General features: G+C 69.5%; 16 protein-coding genes. 9 read left to right on the forward strand and 7 right to left on the reverse strand.

Going from position 1 to position 21077, the window contains the following annotated elements; all coding sequences use genetic code 11:
- Positions 1 to 29: 29 nt before the first annotated feature.
- From G6039_RS06125 to G6039_RS06145, 5 genes are all read left to right on the forward strand, one after another.
- Positions 30 to 1595: an FAD-dependent oxidoreductase gene (locus G6039_RS06125; RefSeq protein WP_006943365.1), complete on the forward strand. Its 1566-nt coding sequence runs from the start codon at positions 30 to 32 to the stop codon at positions 1593 to 1595.
- A complete protein-coding gene (locus G6039_RS06130; RefSeq protein WP_043797571.1) occupies positions 1592 to 2629 on the forward strand; it encodes a DUF5914 domain-containing protein in 1038 nt (345 codons plus the stop codon). The genes G6039_RS06125 and G6039_RS06130 overlap by 4 nt, the downstream gene beginning before the upstream one ends.
- 80 nt (positions 2630 to 2709) lie before the next feature.
- Positions 2710 to 3783, forward strand: a complete 1074-nt coding sequence (locus tag G6039_RS06135) for a patatin-like phospholipase family protein (RefSeq protein WP_043797574.1) — start codon at positions 2710 to 2712, stop codon at positions 3781 to 3783.
- 112 nt (positions 3784 to 3895) lie between these two features.
- The gene (locus G6039_RS06140) at positions 3896 to 4243 is read left to right on the forward strand and encodes a hypothetical protein (RefSeq protein WP_174824746.1); all 348 of its coding nucleotides are present in this window, start codon (positions 3896 to 3898) and stop codon (positions 4241 to 4243) included.
- A gap of 205 nt (positions 4244 to 4448) precedes the next feature.
- Positions 4449 to 4850: a TIGR02611 family protein gene (locus tag G6039_RS06145; protein WP_006943381.1), complete on the forward strand. Its 402-nt coding sequence runs from the start codon at positions 4449 to 4451 to the stop codon at positions 4848 to 4850.
- 15 nt (positions 4851 to 4865) lie between these two features.
- On the opposite strand, the gene otsB is transcribed toward G6039_RS06145, so the two are convergent.
- The 3 genes from otsB to G6039_RS06160 form a co-directional block, all read right to left on the reverse strand.
- A complete protein-coding gene (otsB, locus tag G6039_RS06150) occupies positions 4866 to 8825 on the reverse strand; it encodes a trehalose-phosphatase (protein WP_164528063.1) in 3960 nt (1319 codons plus the stop codon).
- Between the two features lie 282 nt (positions 8826 to 9107).
- Positions 9108 to 10715, reverse strand: coding sequence for an SLC13 family permease (locus G6039_RS06155; RefSeq protein ID WP_043797581.1), 1608 nt, complete (start codon positions 10713 to 10715; stop codon positions 9108 to 9110).
- Between the two features lie 123 nt (positions 10716 to 10838).
- Positions 10839 to 11783, reverse strand: a complete 945-nt coding sequence (locus G6039_RS06160) for a LysR family transcriptional regulator (protein WP_043797665.1) — start codon at positions 11781 to 11783, stop codon at positions 10839 to 10841.
- A 201-nt stretch (positions 11784 to 11984) separates the two neighbouring features.
- On the opposite strand from G6039_RS06160, the gene G6039_RS06165 reads away from it, so the two are divergent.
- The 4 genes from G6039_RS06165 (at position 11985) to pyk (ending at position 17478) form a co-directional block, all read left to right on the forward strand.
- A complete protein-coding gene (locus G6039_RS06165) occupies positions 11985 to 13079 on the forward strand; it encodes a tartrate dehydrogenase (RefSeq protein WP_006943389.1) in 1095 nt (364 codons plus the stop codon).
- Positions 13080 to 13191: 112 nt separating this feature from the next.
- Entirely contained in the window at positions 13192 to 14673 is a 1482-nt protein-coding gene (dctA, locus tag G6039_RS06170) for a C4-dicarboxylate transporter DctA (protein WP_037200455.1), read from the forward strand.
- A gap of 35 nt (positions 14674 to 14708) precedes the next feature.
- Positions 14709 to 15899, forward strand: a complete 1191-nt coding sequence (locus G6039_RS06175; RefSeq protein WP_043797583.1) for a glycerate kinase — start codon at positions 14709 to 14711, stop codon at positions 15897 to 15899.
- 82 nt (positions 15900 to 15981) lie between these two features.
- Complete coding sequence (pyk, locus tag G6039_RS06180) at positions 15982 to 17478, forward strand: pyruvate kinase (protein ID WP_029540814.1); 1497 nt, start codon at positions 15982 to 15984, stop codon at positions 17476 to 17478.
- A 109-nt stretch (positions 17479 to 17587) separates the two neighbouring features.
- Here pyk and G6039_RS06185 read toward each other — a convergent pair whose 3' ends face one another.
- The 4 genes from G6039_RS06185 to G6039_RS06200 form a co-directional block, all read right to left on the reverse strand.
- Positions 17588 to 18391: an ABC transporter permease gene (locus tag G6039_RS06185; protein WP_006943393.1), complete on the reverse strand. Its 804-nt coding sequence runs from the start codon at positions 18389 to 18391 to the stop codon at positions 17588 to 17590.
- Positions 18388 to 19371 carry a daunorubicin resistance protein DrrA family ABC transporter ATP-binding protein gene (locus G6039_RS06190; RefSeq protein ID WP_043797585.1) on the reverse strand — a complete coding sequence of 328 codons (984 nt, stop codon included), beginning with the start codon at positions 19369 to 19371 and terminating at the stop codon, positions 18388 to 18390. Before G6039_RS06190 ends, G6039_RS06185 begins: the two co-directional genes overlap by 4 nt.
- 77 nt (positions 19372 to 19448) lie before the next feature.
- Entirely contained in the window at positions 19449 to 20267 is an 819-nt protein-coding gene (locus tag G6039_RS06195) for an SDR family oxidoreductase (RefSeq protein WP_029540809.1), read from the reverse strand.
- Between the two features lie 57 nt (positions 20268 to 20324).
- On the reverse strand, positions 20325 to 21044 hold the full coding sequence (locus G6039_RS06200; RefSeq protein WP_043797593.1) for a TetR/AcrR family transcriptional regulator: 720 nt from the start codon (positions 21042 to 21044) through the stop codon (positions 20325 to 20327).
- Positions 21045 to 21077: the final 33 nt, after the last annotated feature.

The raw sequence follows: 21077 nt of genomic DNA on the forward strand, positions 1-21077 counted from the left end.
TCGGACCGGCGCCGCAGGAGGGCAGCTATATGAACGGTGCCGTCGGCAGCGATCGGCGGATCGCCCACCACGCCGCCTCTCGGGGTGCGCCGGACACCGGGCATCTGCCGCAGCGGCCCCGAGTGGTGGTCGTCGGCGCGGGCATCGCGGGGCTGACCGCCGCCACCGCCCTCGCCGAGCGCGGCGTGGAGGTCGAGGTGCTCGAACGCGAGGCTCACCTCGGCGGGCGGGTCGGCGGGTGGCACGAGCGGCTCGACGACGGCACCGGGATCGCGATGAACCGCGGGTTCCACGCCTTCTTCCGGCAGTACTACAACCTGCGCCGGCTGCTGCGCCGCACCGACCCGGATCTGCAACGGCTGACGGCGGTCGACGACTATCCGCTCATCGACGGCGAGGGCCGGCGCGACACCTTTCGCGGGATCCCGAACACCCCTCCGTGGAACGCGCTGGTGTTCGCGTTGCGCAGCCCCACGTTCCGGCTGCAGGACCTGGTGCGCATCGACGTGCGGGCGGCGGCCCCGCTGGCGACCGTGTCCGTGCCGGAGATCTACGACCGGCTCGACGACGTCGATGCACAGACGTTCCTGCAGCGCATCCGCTTTCCAGAGGCGGCCAACCATCTGGCGTTCGAGGTGTTCTCGCGCAGCTTCTTCGCTCCCCCGGCCGGCATGTCGGCCGCCGAGCTGGCCACGATGTTCCACATCTACTTCCTCGGCTCCGCCGAGGGACTGCTCTTCGACGTGGCCACCGGCAACTTCGACACCACCCTGTGGGAGCCGCTCGGCCGGTACCTCGCGGGACACGGCGCGCGCATCCGGACGTCCACCGCGGTGACCGGCGTCGAACTCGGCGGTACCCGGACCTTCCGCGTCCACGACGGCACCGGCGGCAGCATCGACGCCGACGGCCTCGTCCTCGCGCTCGATGTGGCCGGGCTGCGCGCCCTCGTCGACGCCTCGCCGGATCTCGGCGATCCCGGATGGCGTTCCCGGGTGGACCGATTGCGTTCCGCGCCCCCGTTCCTGGTGCAGCGCCTGTGGCTGGACCGTCCCGTCGCCGCGGACCGCCCGGCATTTCTCGGCACAGGCGGCCTGCGCCCGCTCGACAATGTCAGCGTGCTCGACCGTTACGAGGAGGAGGCCCGGGCCTGGACTCGCCGCACCGGCGGCTCGGTCGTGGAACTGCACGCGTACGCCGCGACGGGAGACGCTGTCGGCGGGGCACATTCGCCCGACGACGTGCGCGCCCAGGTGCTCGCGCGCCTGCACGCGATCTATCCCGAGACCGCCGCGGCCCGCGTCGTCGAGGAACGCACCCTCTGGCGTCAGGACTGTCCGTTGTTCGGGGTGGGCGATTTCGCGCGACGGCCCACCGTCCGCACCCCGCACGAACGGTTGATGCTCGCCGGCGACGGCATCCGGATCGACCTGCCGGTGGCCCTCATGGAACGCGCGGCCACCACCGGGTGGCACGCCGCGAATTCCCTTCTCGCGCAATGGGGTGTGGCCGGACACGACCTGTACACGGTGCCCACGCAGGGCCGTTCACCCGTCCTGCGCCGGCTCGCCGCCCTGGAAAGGCACCCCGCATGAGCGTGCTCGATCCGCTGTACCGGCGCTGGCCCGACACCTGGCCCGTCCGGCCCATCGACCCGGATCGCTGGGCCGCGCAGCAACCCACCTACCGCGGTGCACGGCCCGAGCTGATCTCCGCCGTCCTCGACCGCGCCCAGCGCCGGCCGTCCGGCAACTGGTACGTCGTGGCGGCCAGCCGTGAGATCGGCGCGGACCGGCCCTTCGGCATCACGATCGCCGGCATCGAACTCGTCGCCTGGCGCGACGGCGACCGGGTGCTCGTCGGCCCCGGCGCCTGCCCCCACCTCGGCGCCCCGATGGCGCTGGCCGCGGTGGACTGCGGCGCGCTGGTCTGCCGCTGGCACGGGCTGCGCCTCGACGCCGACGGCGCCTACGGCTGGAAGCCCTTCCCCAGCCACGACGACGGGGTGCTCGTGTGGGTCCGTCTCGATCACGTCGGCGGCGAGGAGCCGACGGAACTGCCGATCGTCCCGACTCGCCCGACGGCCGGGTCCCGCATCGCCGCGGTGGCCACCCTCGTCGGTGTGTGCGAACCGGCCGACATCGTCGCCAACCGCCTCGACCCGTGGCACGGCGCCTGGTTCCACCCGTATTCGTTCGCCCGCTTGGAGGTGGTCGAGGCTCCCTCCACCCGCGGCACTGCGGACGGCGAGGACCGGTTCCTCGTCGACGTCACCTTCCGGGTCGCCGGCCGGATCGGTGTGCCGGTGCGCGCCGAATTCACCAGCCCGGACCCGCGCACCGTCGTCATGCGGATCGTGTCGGGCGAGGGCGTGGGCAGCGTGGTCGAGACCCACGCGACGCCCCTCGGTGCCGGACCGGACGGGTGGCCCCGGACCGCGATCGTCGAGGCCGTCGTCGCCGATTCCCCTCGCCCCGGGTTCGGCATCGCCACCCGGCGCGCCGCCGCCGCCCTCCGCCCCCTCATGCGGCACACGGCCACCCGGCTGTGGCGCGACGACCTGGACTACGCCGAACGGCGCTATCAACTCCGCACCGCGGCACAATCGGGCCGCGTCCCCGGCCGGTAGCCGCTGCGCGGCGGGCATCCCGCACGGATTCGGGACCGAGGACCCTGGCCCGCGGTGTGGCACGCGCGCACAGTCGAGGCATGCTCGACACCGTCCTCGACATCTTCCGGGTGCGCCAGTACTTCGACCTCCTCTCCCGCGGTCGTGACGTGGTCGAAGGCGTGCGCAGCGACGCCGGTTTTCTCGTCGACGTCGCGCGGGCGGCCCTGCGGCGGCCCTCGGGCACGCCGGACCGGGAACTGCACCCCTTTCCCCGGTTCGAGCCCTTCCGGGTCGGGCTGCAGGAGGGGGATCGGATCGCGGTGGCCGCGACAGGGGGCAGCGGAGCGCTCGCGTCTCTGGTCGGTGTGGCCCGGGCGATGGAGGAGGGTGGGATCCGGCCGGCGGTGATCTCCTTGTGCTCCGGTTCCGCGCTGTTCGGCTTCCCGATCGCGGCGGGAGTCCCCGCCGAGGAGGTCGCAGAGTTCACCCTCGCGCTGGATCCCGAGGACTATCTCGACGTCGACTGGCGTCGGCTGCTCGCCGTCGCACCGACGGTGGGCCGCGGGTTCGCCGGCATCCTGCGCGGCGATGCGATCGAGGCCACGTACCGGCGCCTGCTCGGCGACATGACGCTCGCCGCGATGCCCGTACCCGCCTACGCGCCGATCTGGAACATCGAACAGAACCGGCTCGAATACCTCGGGCCACGAACGTATCCCGACCTTCCCGTGGCCCGGGCCGTGCACATGGCGGTCGCGCTGCCGCTGTTCGTCGCGCCCGTCGAGCTCGGCGGATTCCACTGGTGTGACGGCGGGATCGTCGACATCTTCCCCGTCCACCCGCTGCTCGACCTCGAGCAGCCGTGCGAGGTCACCCTCGCCGTCAACGGCTTCTACCCACCCGGCTTCGAAGGCGAGGACGCCACCGGCTGGGCCGAGCGGCGCGCGAGCATCCTCTACATCGCCGGTCAGGTGCGCACGTCCCAGCAGGTCGAGCTGGCGCGGGAGAACCTGGCGCGGCTGCGCTCGGCCTCCCACGTCACGATGATCGAGCCGGTTCCGTACGAGAAAGTGCGGGGCGTCGGCTTCTACCGGCAGTTCCTCGGCACCCGGGACTGGCCGGAGTTCATGCAGGCCGGACGTGCCGATGCCCGGCGCGTCCTGGCGGCGTGACGAGTCGCTCGCCGGCAGCGGAACTTGTCGGTCCCCTCGGGCACTGTGTACAACGTGCCCGCACGGGTACCACTCGACAGAACGGCTCGGGAGATTCCACGGGAGGTTCGACATGGCGAACGTAACGATGTTCCGTCGGGTGATCGCACCGGCTGCGGTGGCGTTCCCCTCCTCCGCGCTGGCGGACGCCCTGCTCGCCGCGGCTGCCGCGGTGCCGCTGCACGGATCGGTGGCCGGCGCGGTGGAAGGCAGCGTGGACGACGCGGTGCGGGTGCTGACCGCCGACGAGGGCGGGTTGTTCCCGTCGCAGGCAGCGGCCATCGTCTACGAGTCCTTCGTGGCGGCGATACGGGGGCTCGACACGATCGAGACCGCGGTCGCCCTCGGCACCGTCTTCACCGCCTACCTGGACCGGCTCACCGCCGCGAATCCCGCCCCGACGGACGCCGCGGCGGCCTGACCACGTGGATCGGACCGGCCGCGACGTGCGGGTCCGCGTTTCCGGGCCCCGCCGTACCCGCCGGTCGTCGGTAGACTGGAAGACGACCCTGCCGTGCACGGCACCCAGGTATGACGAGAAGCAGGCTCGGTAGATCGTGAGTGAAGGACGGATTCGGCACGCGGTTGCGCCCGACCGGGTCGGGGCCCGGACCCACATATCCCCGTTGCGTCGGCTGAAGCAGCGGTGGCTCCGCTGGCGCCGGCGCATCGAGACGCGCCCGTCGCTGAATCTGACGTACCGCATCACCGTCGGTACCTTCGGAGCGCTCGTGTTGCTGGCCGGCGTCGTCGCCATCCCCTACCCCGGCCCGGGCTGGCTGATCGTCTTCGCCGGCCTCGGGATCCTGGCCTCGGAGTTCGCCTGGGCTCACCGTCTGCTGCACTTCGCGCGGGGCCGCTACGACCGGTTCATGCACTGGTTCGGGCAGCAGTCGCTGGTGGTGCGGGGCGCGGGAGCGCTCACGACCGGCGCGATCGTGGTCATGACGCTGTGGCTGCTGGGCACGCTCAGCCTGGCCGGCGGCTGGATCGGGGTCGACTACTCGTGGCTCGACAGCCCGCTCTAGCCGACGGCCGGACCGTCAGAGCATCCGGACCGTGTCGCCCGGATGCAGGCGTTCGACCCGGCCGCGGCATTCGATCTCGATCGGCCGCTGGATGCCCGCACCTGCACTGACCTCGACCTGCCGACCGGAGATCCGCACCTGCAGGTGGTGCCCCCGATAGAAGATCGGGAATTCGAGCGCGCCGAGTTCCTCCGGCCACTCCGGGCCGAAGACCAGGCGGTCCCCCCGCGCCTCGAGCCCGGAGAAGCAACGCTGCAGCAGGTCGACGCTGCCGGCCATGGCCGCGAGATGAATCCCCTCCGAGGTGGTGCCCCCCTGGATGTCGGCGATGTCGGACGCCAGCACCCGGTCGAAGAACTCCATGGCCTGACCGCGATGCGCCCGGGCCAGAACCCACGAGTGGACCACCGCGCTCAGCGTCGACCCGTGTGACGTCCGCGCCATGTAGTAGTCGATCGTCCGCGGAATGGTTTCGCCCGTCAGCTGGTAGCCGAGCCGCTCGAACAGCTCCCGCAGTTCGTCCGCCGACAGCAGGTAGAACAGCATGAGCACGTCGGCCTGCTTCGACGCGCGGTAGCGGTTGACGTCGTCGCCCTCGGCCTCGAGGAGCCGGTCGAGACGCTGGATGTCGCCGTGCCGGCGCCGGTATCCCTCCCAGTCGAGTTCGGCCAGGTCCCCGTAGCCCTCGAACTGGCTGATGACCTGATCGTGGAAGGGCACGAACATGCGGCGGCTGACGTCCTCCCAACGCGCCGTCTCGCGAGCGGTCAGGCCGAGGGTGTCGACCAGTTCGGTGCGGATCCGCAGCGGGATGATCTCCAGCGCCTCGAGCGCGCGCAGGATCACCCACACCGCCATGACGTTGGTGTAGGCGTTGTTGTCGATCCCGTCGAAGGGCGCGTCGGGATAGCCGGAGTGGAACTCGTCGGGGCCGATGACGCCGCGGATGACGTACCGATCACGGGCGCGGTCGTACGTGGCGAGATCGGCGAAGAACCGGGCGATCTCCACCAGCATCTCGGCCCCGTACTCCGCGAGGAACCCCAGATCCCCGGTCACCTGGTAGTACTGCCACACGTTGTGCGCGACCGCGACCCCGATGTGGTGCTGGCGCCAGCTCGCGTCGGGATTCCACCGTCCCGACTTCGGATTGAGGTGCACCTGCTGGCTCTCCTCGCGGCCGTCGCTGCCGGACTGCCACGGGAACATCGCGCCGCTGTGACCCGCCTCCCGCGCCGCGCGGCGGGCCTCGTCCAGGCGGCGGTGGCGGTAGCGCAGGAGCGAACGGGTCAACCCCGGCAACCTCAGGTTCAGCACCGGCAGCACGAACAGCTCGTCCCAGAAGATGTGCCCTCGATACGCCTCGCCGTGCAGGCCGCGCGCCGGTACGCCGACGTCGAGATCCGCGGTGTTCGGCGACAGCGTCTGCAGCATCTGCAGCAGGTGCAGCCGCACTATCCGCAGGCCTTCGCCGTCGCCCCCGAGGAAGATGTCTACGCGGTCCCACAGGTGCACCCAGGCGAGTACGTGCCCCTCGAGCGTTTCCTCGAAGCGCCCCGTGCGGGCCAGCCAGCGCGTGGCCTCCTCCGACGGCTCGGACACCGCCTGGTCACGCCCGGTGAACAGGGTGGCCATCTTCTCCAGGGTCACGGGCTCCCCGGCCGCGACATCGAGCGCGATGATGTGCCCGACCCGCCCTCTCGAGTCGAGGAGGGTGTACTCGGCGGGGATCCGTTCGTCGTCGCGCCAGAGCGTGCTGCGAGCCGCCACGGCGACGGGGATGCGGGACTGGTTGGTCTGCACCGTCAGGCACACCGAGTCCTCGGACAACCGGGCGGTGTGCAGCAATCGGAGATGATCGCCGGCCAGGTGCCGGTAGCGCTCGACGAGAGTGTTGCGGACCGCGCCGTCGACCTCCGACCGGATCTCGAGCCGCCCCGACCAGTCCTCCGGGACGATCGTCGTCTCGAGGCCGCACACGTGCGGCTGGTGCATCGCGACGAACCGGCGCTGCACGACCGTCGTCGTGCGGCCCGCACCGTCGCGGAATCGGAACCGCCGGGTGAGCACGGCCCGGCGCAGATCGAGATACTGGCAGTACTCCCGCACTTCGACGCAGTCGATGTCGAACCACTCGCCGCCGTCGATGCGGAAGGTGACCGGCAGCCAGTTCGGCAGGTTCACCATGCTCTCGTTGTCGATGGTGCGGCCCGCCACCTCGTCCGTCAGGCGGTTGAAGATCCCGGCGGCGTACGTGCCGGGGTAGTGCACGGCACCGGCGCGGGATTCGGGGGCGCAGCCACGAGTGGCGAAGTACCCGTTGCCGACCGTGCACACGGCCTCGCGCAGTTTCTCGGCCGGCGGATCGTAACCCTCGAAGTACAGGGTCCAGGCGTCGTGACGCGGGCCGACCTCCTGGTCCTCGCCCCACAGCTCGGCGAGCCGCTGCAGCAGCCGCCGGACCTGTTCGGGGCCATCCACCGAGAACTGTGCCGCCGAGCGACGGTCGCCGTCCTCGGTGTGGCGCACCACGATTCCGAGTCCGGTGCCGGCCAGCGCGTCGAACGCGTCCTCGTCGGTGATGTCGTCACCGATGTAGACCGGGATCGGGTTGTCCTCGTCGCGCACGTGCTCGAGCACCCATTCGAGAGCCCGGCCCTTGTCCCAGTCGACGTCGGGGCGGATCTCGACGACCTTGCGACCGGTCGTGACCCGGAGGTGGTCCTCGGCGGCGGCGACCTCGTGCACCGCGGCGACGAGTCCCTCCTCGCGGTCCGGAGCGACGTTGCGGTAGTGCACGGCGACGGTGAACCGCTTGTGTTCGATCACCGCGCCCGGCACGTCGGCGAGCCGTTCCTGCAGCGCGGCGGCGGCCCGCTCGAGGTAGGGCACGGCGGCCAGGGCCGCATCGTTCTGCTGGTGCTGCCCGTCGGGGCCGATCAGTTCGAAGCCGTGACTTCCCGCGTACCACAGGCCCGGAAGACCGACCCGGGTCTGCACGTCGGCGAGGTCGCGTCCCGAAATGACGGCGACGGTGCATTCGCTCGCCAGGGAAGACAGCACCGCCGCCGCACCGTCGACCAGCGTGGCGGCCGCGGGATCGTTCACAATCTCGGACAGCGTGCCGTCGAAGTCGAGGAAGACGGCGGGCCGGCGTGTGCCGAGCAAGGCGGTCAGCTGCTGGAGCGACGCCAACGCGTCCGGGATCTCCGACATGCGCCGGTCGCCGGTGCGCACCGCCAGCTCGGCGAGGTCGTCGACCACCACGTCGGCGCCGCGGCGCCGCAGTTCGTCGCGATGATGGACCCGGTCCACGCCGACGACGAGACCGAACCCGCCGTGCCGGCCCGCGGCGACGCCCGCCTCCGCGTCCTCGACGACGACGGACCGGGCCGGGTGGACCCCGAGCCGGTGGGCGGCCTCGAGCATGGCCGCCGGATCGGGCTTGCCGGGCAACCCGAGTTCGTCGGAGACCACGCCGTCGACCCGGACGCCGAACAGGTCGGCGAGCCCGGCGGCCTCGAGCACGAGCGTGCAGTTGCGGCTCGAGGTGACGACCGCGGTGCCCAGCCCGAGGCTCTGGATCCGGCGCACGAGATCGACGCTGGATTCGAACACCGGGACACCGTCGCGGTGGATCCGCTCGCGGAACATCTCGTCCTTGCGGGCACCGAGCCCGCACACGGTCTCGACGTCCGGGCCGTCGTCGGGGTCCCCCCACGGCAGCGTGATTCCGCGCGAGGCAAGGAAATCGGCGACGCCGTCGACGCGCGGCTTGCCGTCGACGAATTTGCGGTAGTCCTCGTCGGTGAACTCGCGATGCTCCTCGCCGTCGCGTTCGGGACGACGCGAGAGATACCGGTCGAAGAGTTCCTTCCACGCCCCGGCGTGGACCGCCGCGGTGTCGGTGACCACCCCGTCGAGGTCGAAGATCACCGCGTCGTGACGGCGGGGGTCGATCACCGGTCCACTCATCGTCATCTCCCGGTCGATTCGTGCATGTGGGCCTGCTCCCTGTACTCGCTCGACAGGCCCACTATCCCACGGCGACCGGCATCGCTCCGGGCCGTTCACTCAGGCTCTTTCGGGTGGCAGGGCCGCGGCACGCAGCGATCGCCTCCCTCGGCAACGACGACCCCGACCTCCTGAACGAGGTGCGAGCGCTGCCCTGCCGAAGCTGCACGCCAACGTCATCCACGTCCACCCCCGTCGCGTGCAGTCTCCGGACGTCGACCTTCGCGACGACGGTGTGGCCGATCATGCAGCGCCGAGGCCGACCAGGGCGATCGTCAAGGGCAGGAGAACGATGATCAGGATCGCCCCCACGATGTCGAAGACCACCCCGCTTCGAATCATCGTGGTGATCGGGACGGCCCCGGAGCCGTAGACCACGGCGTTCTGCGGCGTCGAGACCGGAAGCATGAAGCCGAACGACGCAGCGAACGTGGCCGCGAGCGCCGGCACGAAGGGGTTGACACCGGCCGCCACCGCCACCGGAATCACGATCGGCACCACGACCGCCGCCGACGCCGTGTTGCTCGTCGTCTCCGATACGGCGATGGCCAGCACGACGGCGAAGACCGTGATGGCGACGACGCTCGTCAAGCCCAGCGAGTCCGCGACGGATGTGCCGATCGTCTCGGCGAGGCCGGTGTCGGCGAGCAGGGAGCCGAAGATGATGCCGGTGCCGAACAGCACGATCGTGCCCCAGTCGATCTCCGCTGCGTCTCGCCAGCGCAGCGTGAACTCGCGATTCTCCCAATCGGTCGGCAGAAGGTAGAGCAACGCCGCCCCGAAGACCGCGACCATGCCCTCGTCGAGCCGGTCGCTGATCGTGCTGTAGAGGTCCGAGTCGTTGCCGGCGATCACCGCGACGATACCGGGCAGGATCCACAGCGTCACCGTGACTCCGAAGGCGATGAGCGTGTTCTTCTCGGCACGAGACAGCGGACCCATTTCCGCGCGCTGCTGCGCCAGGTAGTCGGCGACGCCCTCGATACGTCGGATCTCGGGCTTGTTCAGGCGCAGCAGGATGACGGCGAGCGCGATGAACATCGACAGACAGATCGGGATGGCGATCACCATCCACTGCCCGAAGCTGATCCGCTCTCCCGTGGCCTCCTCGATGAGCCCGCGTCCGATGAGGTTGGGTGGGCTCCCGACCGGCGTCAGCAGGCCGCCCACGCTTGCTCCGTACGCGAGCATCAGCATGATCGCGGCGCCCACCCGGACGCGAAGCGGGTCGAAGTCGGGTGCGACGACGCCGCGGTTCTGCATGAGCTTCGCGATGACGCCGAGGATGCCCAGCGCCGTGGGCAGCAGCATCGCGACGGTCGCGGTGTTGGATACGAAGGCCGAGAGCCCGCACGTGATCGCGCCGAAGGCGATGATCACCCCGGTGGTGGACTGGCCCACACGCGGCAGGGTCAGGATGCGGAACGCGAACCGACGCGCCACGCCGTGTTTGAGCATCGCCTGAGCGAGGATGAACGCTCCGATGAAAGTGAAGATCGTCGACGACCCGAACGCTGCGAGGACTTCGTCGGCCGGTGCCACCCCCAGAAAGACCACGACCGCCACACCGAGCAGTCCGGTGATCGGGATCGGCATCGCCTCGCTCACCCACAGCAGGATGACGCCGAGCAGCACACCGGCCAACGTCTGCTGTTGCGGCGGTATGTCGATCGGCAGGGCGAGGAAGACGATCGCGATCAGCGGCGCGAGAAACAGCCCAATCGTGCGGCGGCCCTTCTCGAACCGCTCTTCGGCGGGTGAGAGCCGCTGTTCGCCGAGGCTGCGATAGGTGGCGTGCCCGAGCAACGCCTTGTCGACGTCGGTTCGGTCGCCCTGGTTCTCAGCTGTCATGGCCCTTCCCCACGACGTGGATCGGTACGGACGGAGTACCCATCTCCGAGCGCGCTAGTCGCAGCGCGGGATGTTTTTTCGGATACCGGCACCTCCTCGGGTGGTGGTCGGAGCGCAGTCGGATCACTGTGACCGTGACCTGGAGCGCGGCGTCACGCCGGGTGGAACCTCCCATGCGGCAGGGGTGCGCGCAGCATAGCGGCGTGCTTCGTCCATCAGGGTGCATGCGGGTGGCGTGAGGTGCGTCCGCCGGGAGACGGCCGCGACGTGGAGATACGACTCGGGGATGATGCGGTGCACGCGCGCACCTGCTTGACGTGCCGAGGGGGCCCAGGAGGACGGCATCACGGCTTGACCGAACCCACTGAGGACCATGGGCATGATCGACGTGCGGTGCGCGACCTCGGCGACGATGGTGGCTTCGACGCCACTGGCGAGGACCTCGTCGACCAGGGTCCGCATCAACGATCCACGCTGCGAGACGATCAACCGGAATCCGGACAGCTCGGATCTGCGGATCTCGGGGCGGTCCGGGGTGTCCGCGTTCGGACCGGAGATCAGGATCAGCGGCTGGCTTTCGAGCGCGACGACGTCGAGTTCAGCAGCACGAACTTCCTCGGGGGATCCGAGAATGCCCACCTCACAGATACCGGTGCGGACCGCGTGCAGAACCTCGTCGGGCGTGAAGGCCGCCTCGGCGTTGATGATCACCGACGGATAGGTGTGGCTGAAGCTGGTCAGGATCGTGGTGAGCGGCTCGATCCCGGGCGACGGCATCGTGATCAGATCGACGCGGCCGCTGCGCAGCCCTTTCAACGCCTCGACGGAGGCTTTGGCGTCTTCGAGGTCTCGCAGGACCACGCGGGCCGGACCGATGAGCGTGCGGCCGGCGTCGCTGAGCACCAGCCGACGGCCGACTCGGTGGAACAGGGGAACGCCGAGTTCGCGCTCGAGTGCAGCGATGGACTGGGACAGGGACGGCTGGGCGATCAACAGGGTTTCCGCGGCACGGTTGATGCCACCCTCGTCGACCACCGCCAGGAAGTACCTCAGCTGCCGTGCGTCCATCCGAACCTCGTCTCCGATACCGACCCGGGTCGCCCCGTGGTGCGCATCCACTCACCGCACTCGTCCTACCTGCGAAGATACCCGCCAATTAGGCAAAACCTATAAGGCGGATCGAGTCTTCGTCATGGACGCCCCATTGCCGTGACGGGTTAATGGAGACATCACGCACTGTGATCAGCACAACACGATGGAGGCACCGGCATGGCACCGCAGACGTTCAAGATCGCATCGATCCCCGCCGATGGCGTCGGCAAGGAGGTCGTCGCAGCAGGACGGCGCGTGCTCGACGTCCTCGCCGAACAATCCGGCGGGCGATTCGCCTTCGAGTGGGAAGAATTCCCTTGGGGCTGCGAGTACTTCGCACAGACCGGAAAGATGATGGCCGACGACGGCCTGGAAACCCTGAAGGCATTCGACGCCATCTACTTCGGCGCGGTCGGATGGGAGAACGTCCCCGACCACATCAGCCTGTGGGGCCTGCGCCTGAACATCACCCAGAACTTCGATCAATGGGCCAACGTCCGGCCCGTCAAGTTCCTGCCCGGCGTGCAGTCTCCGTTGCGCAAGGCCGACGACACCGAACTCGACTGGGTCGTCGTCCGCGAGAACAGCGAGGGTGAGTACGCCGGCCTCGGCGGGCGCAACCTCAGCGGCCGCGGACCGGGCAACGAGGTCGCACTGCAGACCGCTCTGTTCACCGAGAAGGGTTGCGAGCGAATCATGCGATTCGCCTTCGATCTGGCCCGCACCCGCACGGTGAAGAAGGTATCGAGCGTGACCAAGTCCAATGCTCAGCAGTACGGCATGGTTCTGTGGGACGAGGTCTTCGACCGCGTTGCCGCCGACTACCCGGACGTGGCCACCGAGAGCGTCCTCGTCGACGCCATGAGCGCGAAGTTCATCCTGCACCCCGAGGACCTGTCCGTGGTCGTCGCGTCGAACCTCAACGCCGACATCCTCTCCGACCTCGGCTCCGCGCTCGCCGGCAGCCTCGGCGTGGCCTCGAGCGCGAACCTGAATCCCGAACGTCGCTTCCCGAGCATGTTCGAACCCGTTCACGGCTCCGCCCCCGACATCGCCGGCCAGGGCATCAGCAACCCGATCGGCGCGATCGCCAGCGCCGCCCTCATGCTCGACCATTTCGGACTGCACGACGAGGCCCGCCGCATCGAGGCCGCCATCGAAACAGCCACCGGCAGTGGCGCCCTCACCCGCGACATCGGTGGAACCGCGGACACCGGCACGGTCACCGAGGCCATCGTCACCGCCCTGCAGAGCGCGCTCGCCCCCGCCTGACAGCGCTTCTCCCGCAGCCACCCCGGTCCGGCACGCTCTGCCGGACCGGGGCCCCGGATCCGGCCGTGCCCACCCGACCTTCCGCCCGAAACTCTCACCCGAGGTGCATGTCATGCAAACACCCAGTAGCGCAGCGAGTTCCCCACCGGCGACTGTGAAGAAGCCTTGGTACAGACAACTGTACTTCTGGGTCCTGATCGCCATCGTGCTCGGCATTCTCGTCGGATGGCTCTGGCCTGACACCGGCGAGGCCATGGAACCGATCGGCACCACCTTCATCACCGCGATGAAGATGCTGATCTGCCCGATCGTGTTCCTCACCATCGTCGGCGGCATCGCGAGCGTCGCGGACCTGAAGAAGGTGGGGGTGACCGGAATCAAGGCACTGACCTACTTCCAGGTCGGCACCATCATCGCCATGATCACCGGCCTGGTGGCCATCAACATCTTCCGCCTCGGCGACGGTGTGAACGCCGACGCGGCCTCTCTCGAAACCACCGACTCCGCCGAGACGCTGATCAAGAGCGGCGAAGAGAAACAGTGGTGGGAGTTCATCACCCACCTGGTCCCGGACAGCGTCCTCGGTCCGTTCGTCGAGGGCGACATCCTCCAGGTCATCTTCCTCGCCGTCATCTTCGGCGTCGCGATCAACGCGGTCGGACAGGTCGCGGCACCGATCCGGGACGCCGTCGAACGCCTCACCGCGGTGATCTTCAAGGTGCTCGGTTTCATCATGAAGCTCGCTCCGCTCGGCGCATTCGGCGCGATGGCCTTCGCCATCGGAAAGTACGGCGTTTCCACCCTCACCAGCCTGGGCAGCCTGATCCTGCTGTTCTACGTCACCTCCGCGTTCTTCGTGATCGTGGTCCTCGGATCGGTCATGGCGTACCTGCGGCTCAACATCTTCCGCATGCTCGGATTCTTCAAGGAAGAACTCCTGCTCATCCTGGGCACCTCCACAGCCGAGCCCGCCCTGCCCGGCCTGATGCGGAAGATGGAGTATGCCGGCGTCAAGAAGACCACCGTCGGACTGGTCGTTCCCACCGGCTACAGCTTCAACCTCGACGGCGCCGCCATCTACCTCTCCCTCGCCGCCCTGTACATCGCGCAGGCCACCAACACCGACCTGTCGATCCCCCAGCAACTCGGACTGCTCGGTGTCATGCTGCTCACCTCGAAGGGCGCAGCGGGCGTAGCCGGAGGCGGATTCATCGCCCTGACCGCAACCTTGAGCACCCTCGGCACCATTCCCGCCGCCGGCATCATGCTGATCTTCGGCATCGACAAATTCATGTCCGAGTGCCGCGCCCTGGTCAACTTCATCGGCAACGCCGTCGCCACCCTGTTCGTCGCCAAGTGGAACCACGAACTCGATGTCGACCGGGCCCGCCGCGTCTTCGCCGGCGAGGTACTCCCCCCACCAGCCGGGGAGACCGAGAACGACTTCGACATGGAGATCCTCGAACAGGAACCCCGGGACAGGCACCGTCACGACCCACATCGCGACAATACCGCCCCCGCCCTCTTCGCCGAGGCCGACGCAGTCCGCATCGACCACGAACGCCTCGACGACGCGCACACCGCCCGGCACTGAACGACGCATACACCACACACCCGGAAAGGCTGACGATGAGGGTTCTGGTCGCCCCCGACAAGTTCAAGGGGTCACTTTCCGCGGCGGAGGTCGCCGAGCATCTGGCGACCGGACTTTCCGCGGCGGGCATCGACAGTCGGCGGCTTCCCCTCGCCGACGGCGGTGACGGAAGCGTCGACGCAGCGGTGGCCGGCGGGTTCACTCCCCATCCGGTGACCGTGGCCGGAGCAACCGGAACGCCGCACTATGGCCGAATCGGCGTCCACGACGGCACCGCTGTGGTCGAAGTCGCCGACACCTGCGGGCTCGCCACCCTCCCGAGCGGCCGAAGGGCCCCCCTCGACGCGTCGAGCCTCGGAATGGGGCAGGCGATCGGCCACGCCCTGCGCCACCACCCCGTCCGGTTGGTCCTCGCCCTGGGCGGCAGCGCCAGCACCGACGGTGGCATGGGAATGCTCGCGGCGCTGGGCTTCGTCTTCTACGACAGCAACGGCCGGCAGCTACGGGCCTGCGGGCGAACCCTGCGCCAGGTCCACACGGTCGACGCCTCCCGGGCGGTGAACCTGACCGGCATCGAGATCGTGGTCGCCGGTGATGTCACCAACCCGCTGACCGGCCCGACCGGCGCGGCGGCGGTGTACGGGCCCCAGAAGGGCGCCGACCCCGCCACCGTGCGCTACCTCGACGACGGCCTGGAGAACCTGGTCGACGCGTTCACCCGGAGCGGCTGTCCCCAGGCCAGGGCGGTGGCCGACTCCGCAGGGGCCGGCAGTGCCGGCGGCATCGGGTTCGCCGCCATGCTGCTCGGCGCCCGGATGGTGTCCGGCGCCGAGTTCTTCCTCGAACTGCTCGACTTCGACGGCTACCTTCCCGGCGCCGACCTGGTGATCACCGGCGAGGGCAGCATCGACGAGCAGACCGAACACGGCAAACTGCTGACCGTCCTGGCTCGCCGCGCCCACCCGGTCCCGGTGATCGCCGTTGCCGGCCGCAACAGCCTGCCCCGGTCACGCTGGCAGCAAGCGGGTTTCAGCCGAATCTGTGCACTCGGCGACTACACCGACCGGGATACCTCGACGGACCCCGCCCTGACGGGCCGGCTCCTCACTCGCATCGCGCGAGAGATCGCGCACACCTACGACACGCGGCTTCCCTCCGCCGCCGGCCCTCTCGTACCCGCCGCCGGCAATGCCCGCTACCGGCACACTGCCGAGAGCACGCGCTGAGCTCCCGCCCACCCCGACGGCGCCCCGACAAGGGCCGGCCCGGCGCCGAACCACTTCACCGCACCCGAATCGAAGGATCCCGATGACCGTCACCGACCACGTCCGCCCCGTCATCGCTGCGGCGTCCCCTCTCGATCTCGGCGCCCTGCTGTCGCCGCGGCGGGCGAAGATCGTCTGCACCCTCGGGCCCGCGGTCGCCACGGACGACGGGCTGCTCGAGTTGGTGGAGTCGGGGATGGACATCGCCCGGCTGAACTTCAGCCATGGCGACCACAGCGATCACCAGGCCAACTACGACCGGGTCCGGGCGGCCGCGGAGGCCACCGGCCGATCGGTCGGGATCCTCGCGGACCTGCAGGGGCCGAAGATCCGTCTCGGCCGCTTCGCCGACGGCGCCACCGTGTGGGCGAGCGGGGAGACGGTACGGATCACCGTCGACGACTGTCCCGGGGACCACGACCGGGTCTCCACCACCTACAGTCGCCTCGCCGACGACGCACGCCCCGGCGACCACCTGCTCGTCGACGACGGCAAACTCCACCTCGTTGTCACCGCCGTCGAGGGCCCCGACGTGGTCTGCACCGTCCTCGAGGGCGGACCGGTGTCGAACAACAAGGGCCTGTCGCTGCCTGGGATGAACATCTCCGCTCCCGCGCTGTCCGACAAGGACGTCGACGACCTCGAATTCGCCCTCCGGCTCGGCGTGGACCTGGTCGCACTCTCCTTCGTGCGCGCCGCCGCCGACATCGACCGCGTCCACGAGGTGATGAACCGAGTCGGCCGCCACGTCCCGGTGATCGCGAAGATCGAAAAGCCGGAAGCCGTCGACAACCTGGAGACAATCGTGCTCGCGTTCGACGCGATCATGGTCGCCCGCGGCGACCTCGGAGTCGAAGTGCCCCTCGAACAGGTCCCGCTGGTGCAGAAGAAGGCCGTGCAACTCGCCCGCGAGAACGCGCGGCCGGTGATCGTGGCCACCCAAATGCTCGATTCGATGATCGAGAACTCCCGCCCCACCCGGGCCGAGGCCTCCGACGTCGCCAACGCCGTCCTCGACGGCGCCGACGCTGTCATGCTCTCCGGCGAAACCTCCGTCGGCAAGTACCCGATCGAGACGGTCCGCACCATGGCCCGCATCGTCGCCGCCGTCGAACGCGAAACCACCACCGTTCCTGCCCTCACGCACACACCCCGCACCAAGGGCGGGGTCCTGTCCTTCGCCGCCCGCGACATCGGGGAGCGATTGCACGCGAAAGCCCTCGTCGCGTTCACCCAATCCGGGGACACCGTCCGCCGCCTCGCCCGCCTGCACACCCCGCTGCCACTACTGGCCTTCACCCCGCTGCCCGAAGTGCGCAACCAACTCGCCCTGACGTGGGGCACCGAGACCTTCCTCGTCGACCCCGTCCGCACCACCGACGACATGATCCGCCAAGTCGACACCGCCCTCCTCCGACTCGACCGCTACCGGCACGGCGACCTCGTCGTCATCGTCGCCGGATCACCCCCGAACACCATCGGCTCGACCGACCTCATCCACGTCCACCGCATCGGCACCAACGACCACACCTCCCACTGACCATCAGGTCGGGGGGCAAGTGCACCAGTCCGGCCACGAGCACCGCGTAGCGCGTTCGACGGCCGGGGCCGCGGCCCGTGCGCGACCCCAGCGCGTCGACCAGGGTTCCTCAGCGGCTGACGGCCTTCTGGTAGCGACGGATCGCGAAGGGCACGAACACGATCAGCATCGCGGCCGTCCACAGCAGCGACGCCAGGATCGGGTTCTGCAGCGGCCACGCGTCCGACACGGGCATCGCCGGATTGGTGTTGCCGAACAACTCCCGCACAGCCTGCGTCAGGGCCGACACCGGGTTCCATTCCGCGATCGTCTGCAGCACCGGGGGCAGCGAGGAGATGTCGACGAACGTGTTGGCCACGAACGACAACGGGAAGATCACCATGAAGCTCGCATTGTTGAACACCTCCGGCGTGCGGATCCACATCCCCACCACCGCCATCACCCAGGACAGAGCGTAGGCGAACAACAACAGCAGCGCGTATCCGGCAAGGGCCTCCCCGAACGACGAGTGGATCCGCCACCCGACGAGCAGGCCCGTCAGCGACATCACCACCAGGCTGAGCACGTTGATGAGCACGTCGGTGGAGGTGCGGCCGACCAGCACCGCGGACGGCGCCATGGGCAGCGAGCGGAACCGGTCGATGATGCCCTTCTGCAGGTCCTCGACCATGCCCAGACCGGTCCAGGTCGCCCCGAAGATCACCGTCTGGGTGAAGATGCCGGCGATGAGGAACTCGCGGTAGGACATCCCCGGAACCTGGATCGCGCTGCCGAACACGTACGCGAACAGCAACACGAACATGATCGGCGAGAGCATCGTGAAGACGATGAGGTCGGGCACGCGCTTGATCTTGATGACGTTGCGCTTGGCGATGGTGACCCCGTCCGACACCATCATCTGAGCCGTGTTCATCCCACCGCCTCCTCGATCTTCTCGTCCGCCTCGTGCCCGGTGAGGGCGAGGAACACGTCGTCCAGTGTCGGTTTGCGCAACGCCACATCGGTGACGCGGATGCCCGCCGCGGACAGCCGGCCGAGCGCCGTGGCCAGCACATCGGCGCCGCTGCCTGTCGAGCCGGTGTCGCTGACCGGCACGGTGACGCGACCGGATCCCGCGTCGGCCTGCATCTCGCCGACCGCGAGGTCGTCGAGCTCGCGGCGCACGGTCGGGATCGTGGCGGCGTCCGCGACCCCCAGCTCGATGCGTTCCCCGCCCACGAGGCTCTTGAGTTCGTCGGCGGTGCCGCGGGCGATCACGACGCCCCGGTCGATCACCGCGATCCGGTCTGCGAGCCGCTCCGCCTCCTCCATGTACTGGGTGGTGAGCAGCAGCGTCGTCCCCTGCGCGACGAGCTGGTCGATGACCTCCCACAGCTGGAGCCGGGCCCGCGGGTCCAGCCCGGTGGTGGGTTCGTCCAGGAACAGCACGGGTGGCTGCGCCACCAGCGCACCGGCGAGGTCGAGCCGGCGCCGCATGCCGCCGGAGTAGCCCTTGACCGGACGGTCCCCGGCCTCGACCAGGTCGAACTGCTCGAGCAGCTCACGCGCCCGCTCGCGGCTGCGCTTGATACCCAGATGGTAGAGGCGACCGACCATTTCGAGATTCTCGAACCCGGTGAGATACTCGTCGACCGCGGCGTACTGGCCCGAGGCGCCGATGTGCGAACGCAGAGCGCGCGCGTCGGCGACGACGTCGAGTCCCGCCACGGTGGCCCGGCCCTCGTCCGGTACGAGCAGGGTGGTGAGCACCCGCACCGTGGTCGTCTTGCCGGCGCCATTGGGCCCGAGCAGCGCCGTCACCGTCCCTTCCGGGACTCGCAGATCGATTCCGTCGAGGGCCGTGACCCGTCCGTACCTCTTGATCAACCCCTCGGCGACTATGGCGTCGGCCATGAGTCCTCCCCGTCGTCGGATGTGCGCCCCAGTGTGCTACAGACCTCCGACAGGTTTCGAGCGGTTTTCCCGGCTCGTCAGATACCGGCCAGCAGTCGTTCCTGATAGCGCCGCATTCCGGTGAGCCAGCGGTCGTAGTCGGCGCCCTTCATCCGGTACATGTCGAGGACCTCGGGGTGCGGCAGGATCAGGAACTGCTCGGCCTCGACCCCCGCGAGCACCACCTCCGCGACGTCGGCCGGTTCGAGGACCGCCCCCGCGGAGGTGACGGCCCGCGCGGCCGCCACGCCCAGCCCCTCGCCGGAGGTCTCCCCCTCGTGCAGCAGCTGGGTGTTCACCCCCATGGGGCACACGCAACTGACGCGGATTCCCTTGTCGCCGTAGGTGACCGACAGCCATTCGGCGAATCCGACGGCGGCGTGCTTGGTGGCCGAGTAGGTGGCCGAACCGATCTGGGTGAGCAGCCCGGCGGCGGAGGCGGTGCTCACGAAGTAGCCCTCGCCGCGCTCGAGCCATCGCGGCACCATCAGCTGCGCGGCCCGCACGTGCGCGCGCAGGTTCACGTCGAGCGCGAGGTCCCAGGCCGACTCGTCGGCGCCGAGCCCCGCTGCCCCGGCGACTCCGGCGTTGGCGAAGTACAGCGCGACGGGACCGAGGTCGGCCTCGGCGCGGTCGACGATCTCCCGGATCCGGTCGGGATCGGCGACGTCGGCGCCGACGCCCACGGCCAGACCGGCGCCGTCGGGATCGAGTTCGCGGGCCACGCGCTGCGCGGCGTCGCCGTCGAGATCGGCGACGAGCACCCGCGCTCCCGCGGCGACGAGCCGGGCAGCGAGTGCGGCGCCGATCCCGTTACCGGCTCCGGTGACAACGGCGACCTTGCCTTCGACGTGCACTGGCGTTCCTCTCGTCGGGGATGATGCCTCTCTGTTTAGTTGAATCAAACCTCGAGTTCAAGTGGTTGCCGTGGCGGCGCGCTCCGGGATCCGCAGCGCATTGGCCCACAGCCGCGTCAGGGTGGTCACCAGGACGTCGAAATCCACCGGCTCGGCGTCGCCGAGGGCGAGCGTCGAGTAGGCCAGGCGGCTGACCATGCCCGACAGCGCGCGCGAGGCGAGCATCGGATCGAGTTCCGGATCGGCGATGCCGCGCTTCTGCAGCTCCGCGATGCTGCGCGCGTTGCGCCGGATGAAGGTCTCGCCGCGCCGGCGCCGCAGCTCGCGGAAGCGCGGATCGATGCTCGCGACCTGCTCGAGCAGCACCATGAGGCGGGCGTTGCGGCGGTACGCCTCGAGGTACGCCCGGTTGCTGGCCTCGAGCACCGCGTACGGGTCGTCGGTGCCCGCGGCCCGGCCCATCCCCGGGTGCAGCATGTCCTCCTGGGCCTCCTGGAGGACGGCCGCGAACACCTCCTCCTTGTTGTTGAAGTAGGTGTAGAAGGACCCCGTCGAGCACTTCGCCTCACGCGTGATGTCGGTGAGCTTGCTGTCGAGGAACCCGGACCGCTCGAAGACGACCCGGGCCGCCGCGATCAGCTCGGCGCGGCGGCGCGCCCCGCGCTGGGTGACCGGCGGGTCGTGCAGCAGGTCCGCCGGCGCCATGGACGGCGCCGGTCCGTCCCAGTCGGCGTCGCGGCCCGCGTCGCCGCGGCCTGAGTGTGAGGCGGAATTCATGTCCTACTTATACCGTCCCGGTCGGCTCCCGGC

The sequence above is a fragment of the Rhodococcus aetherivorans genome, from assembly GCF_011058165.1.
Lineage (GTDB): Bacteria > Actinomycetota > Actinomycetes > Mycobacteriales > Mycobacteriaceae > Rhodococcus > Rhodococcus aetherivorans.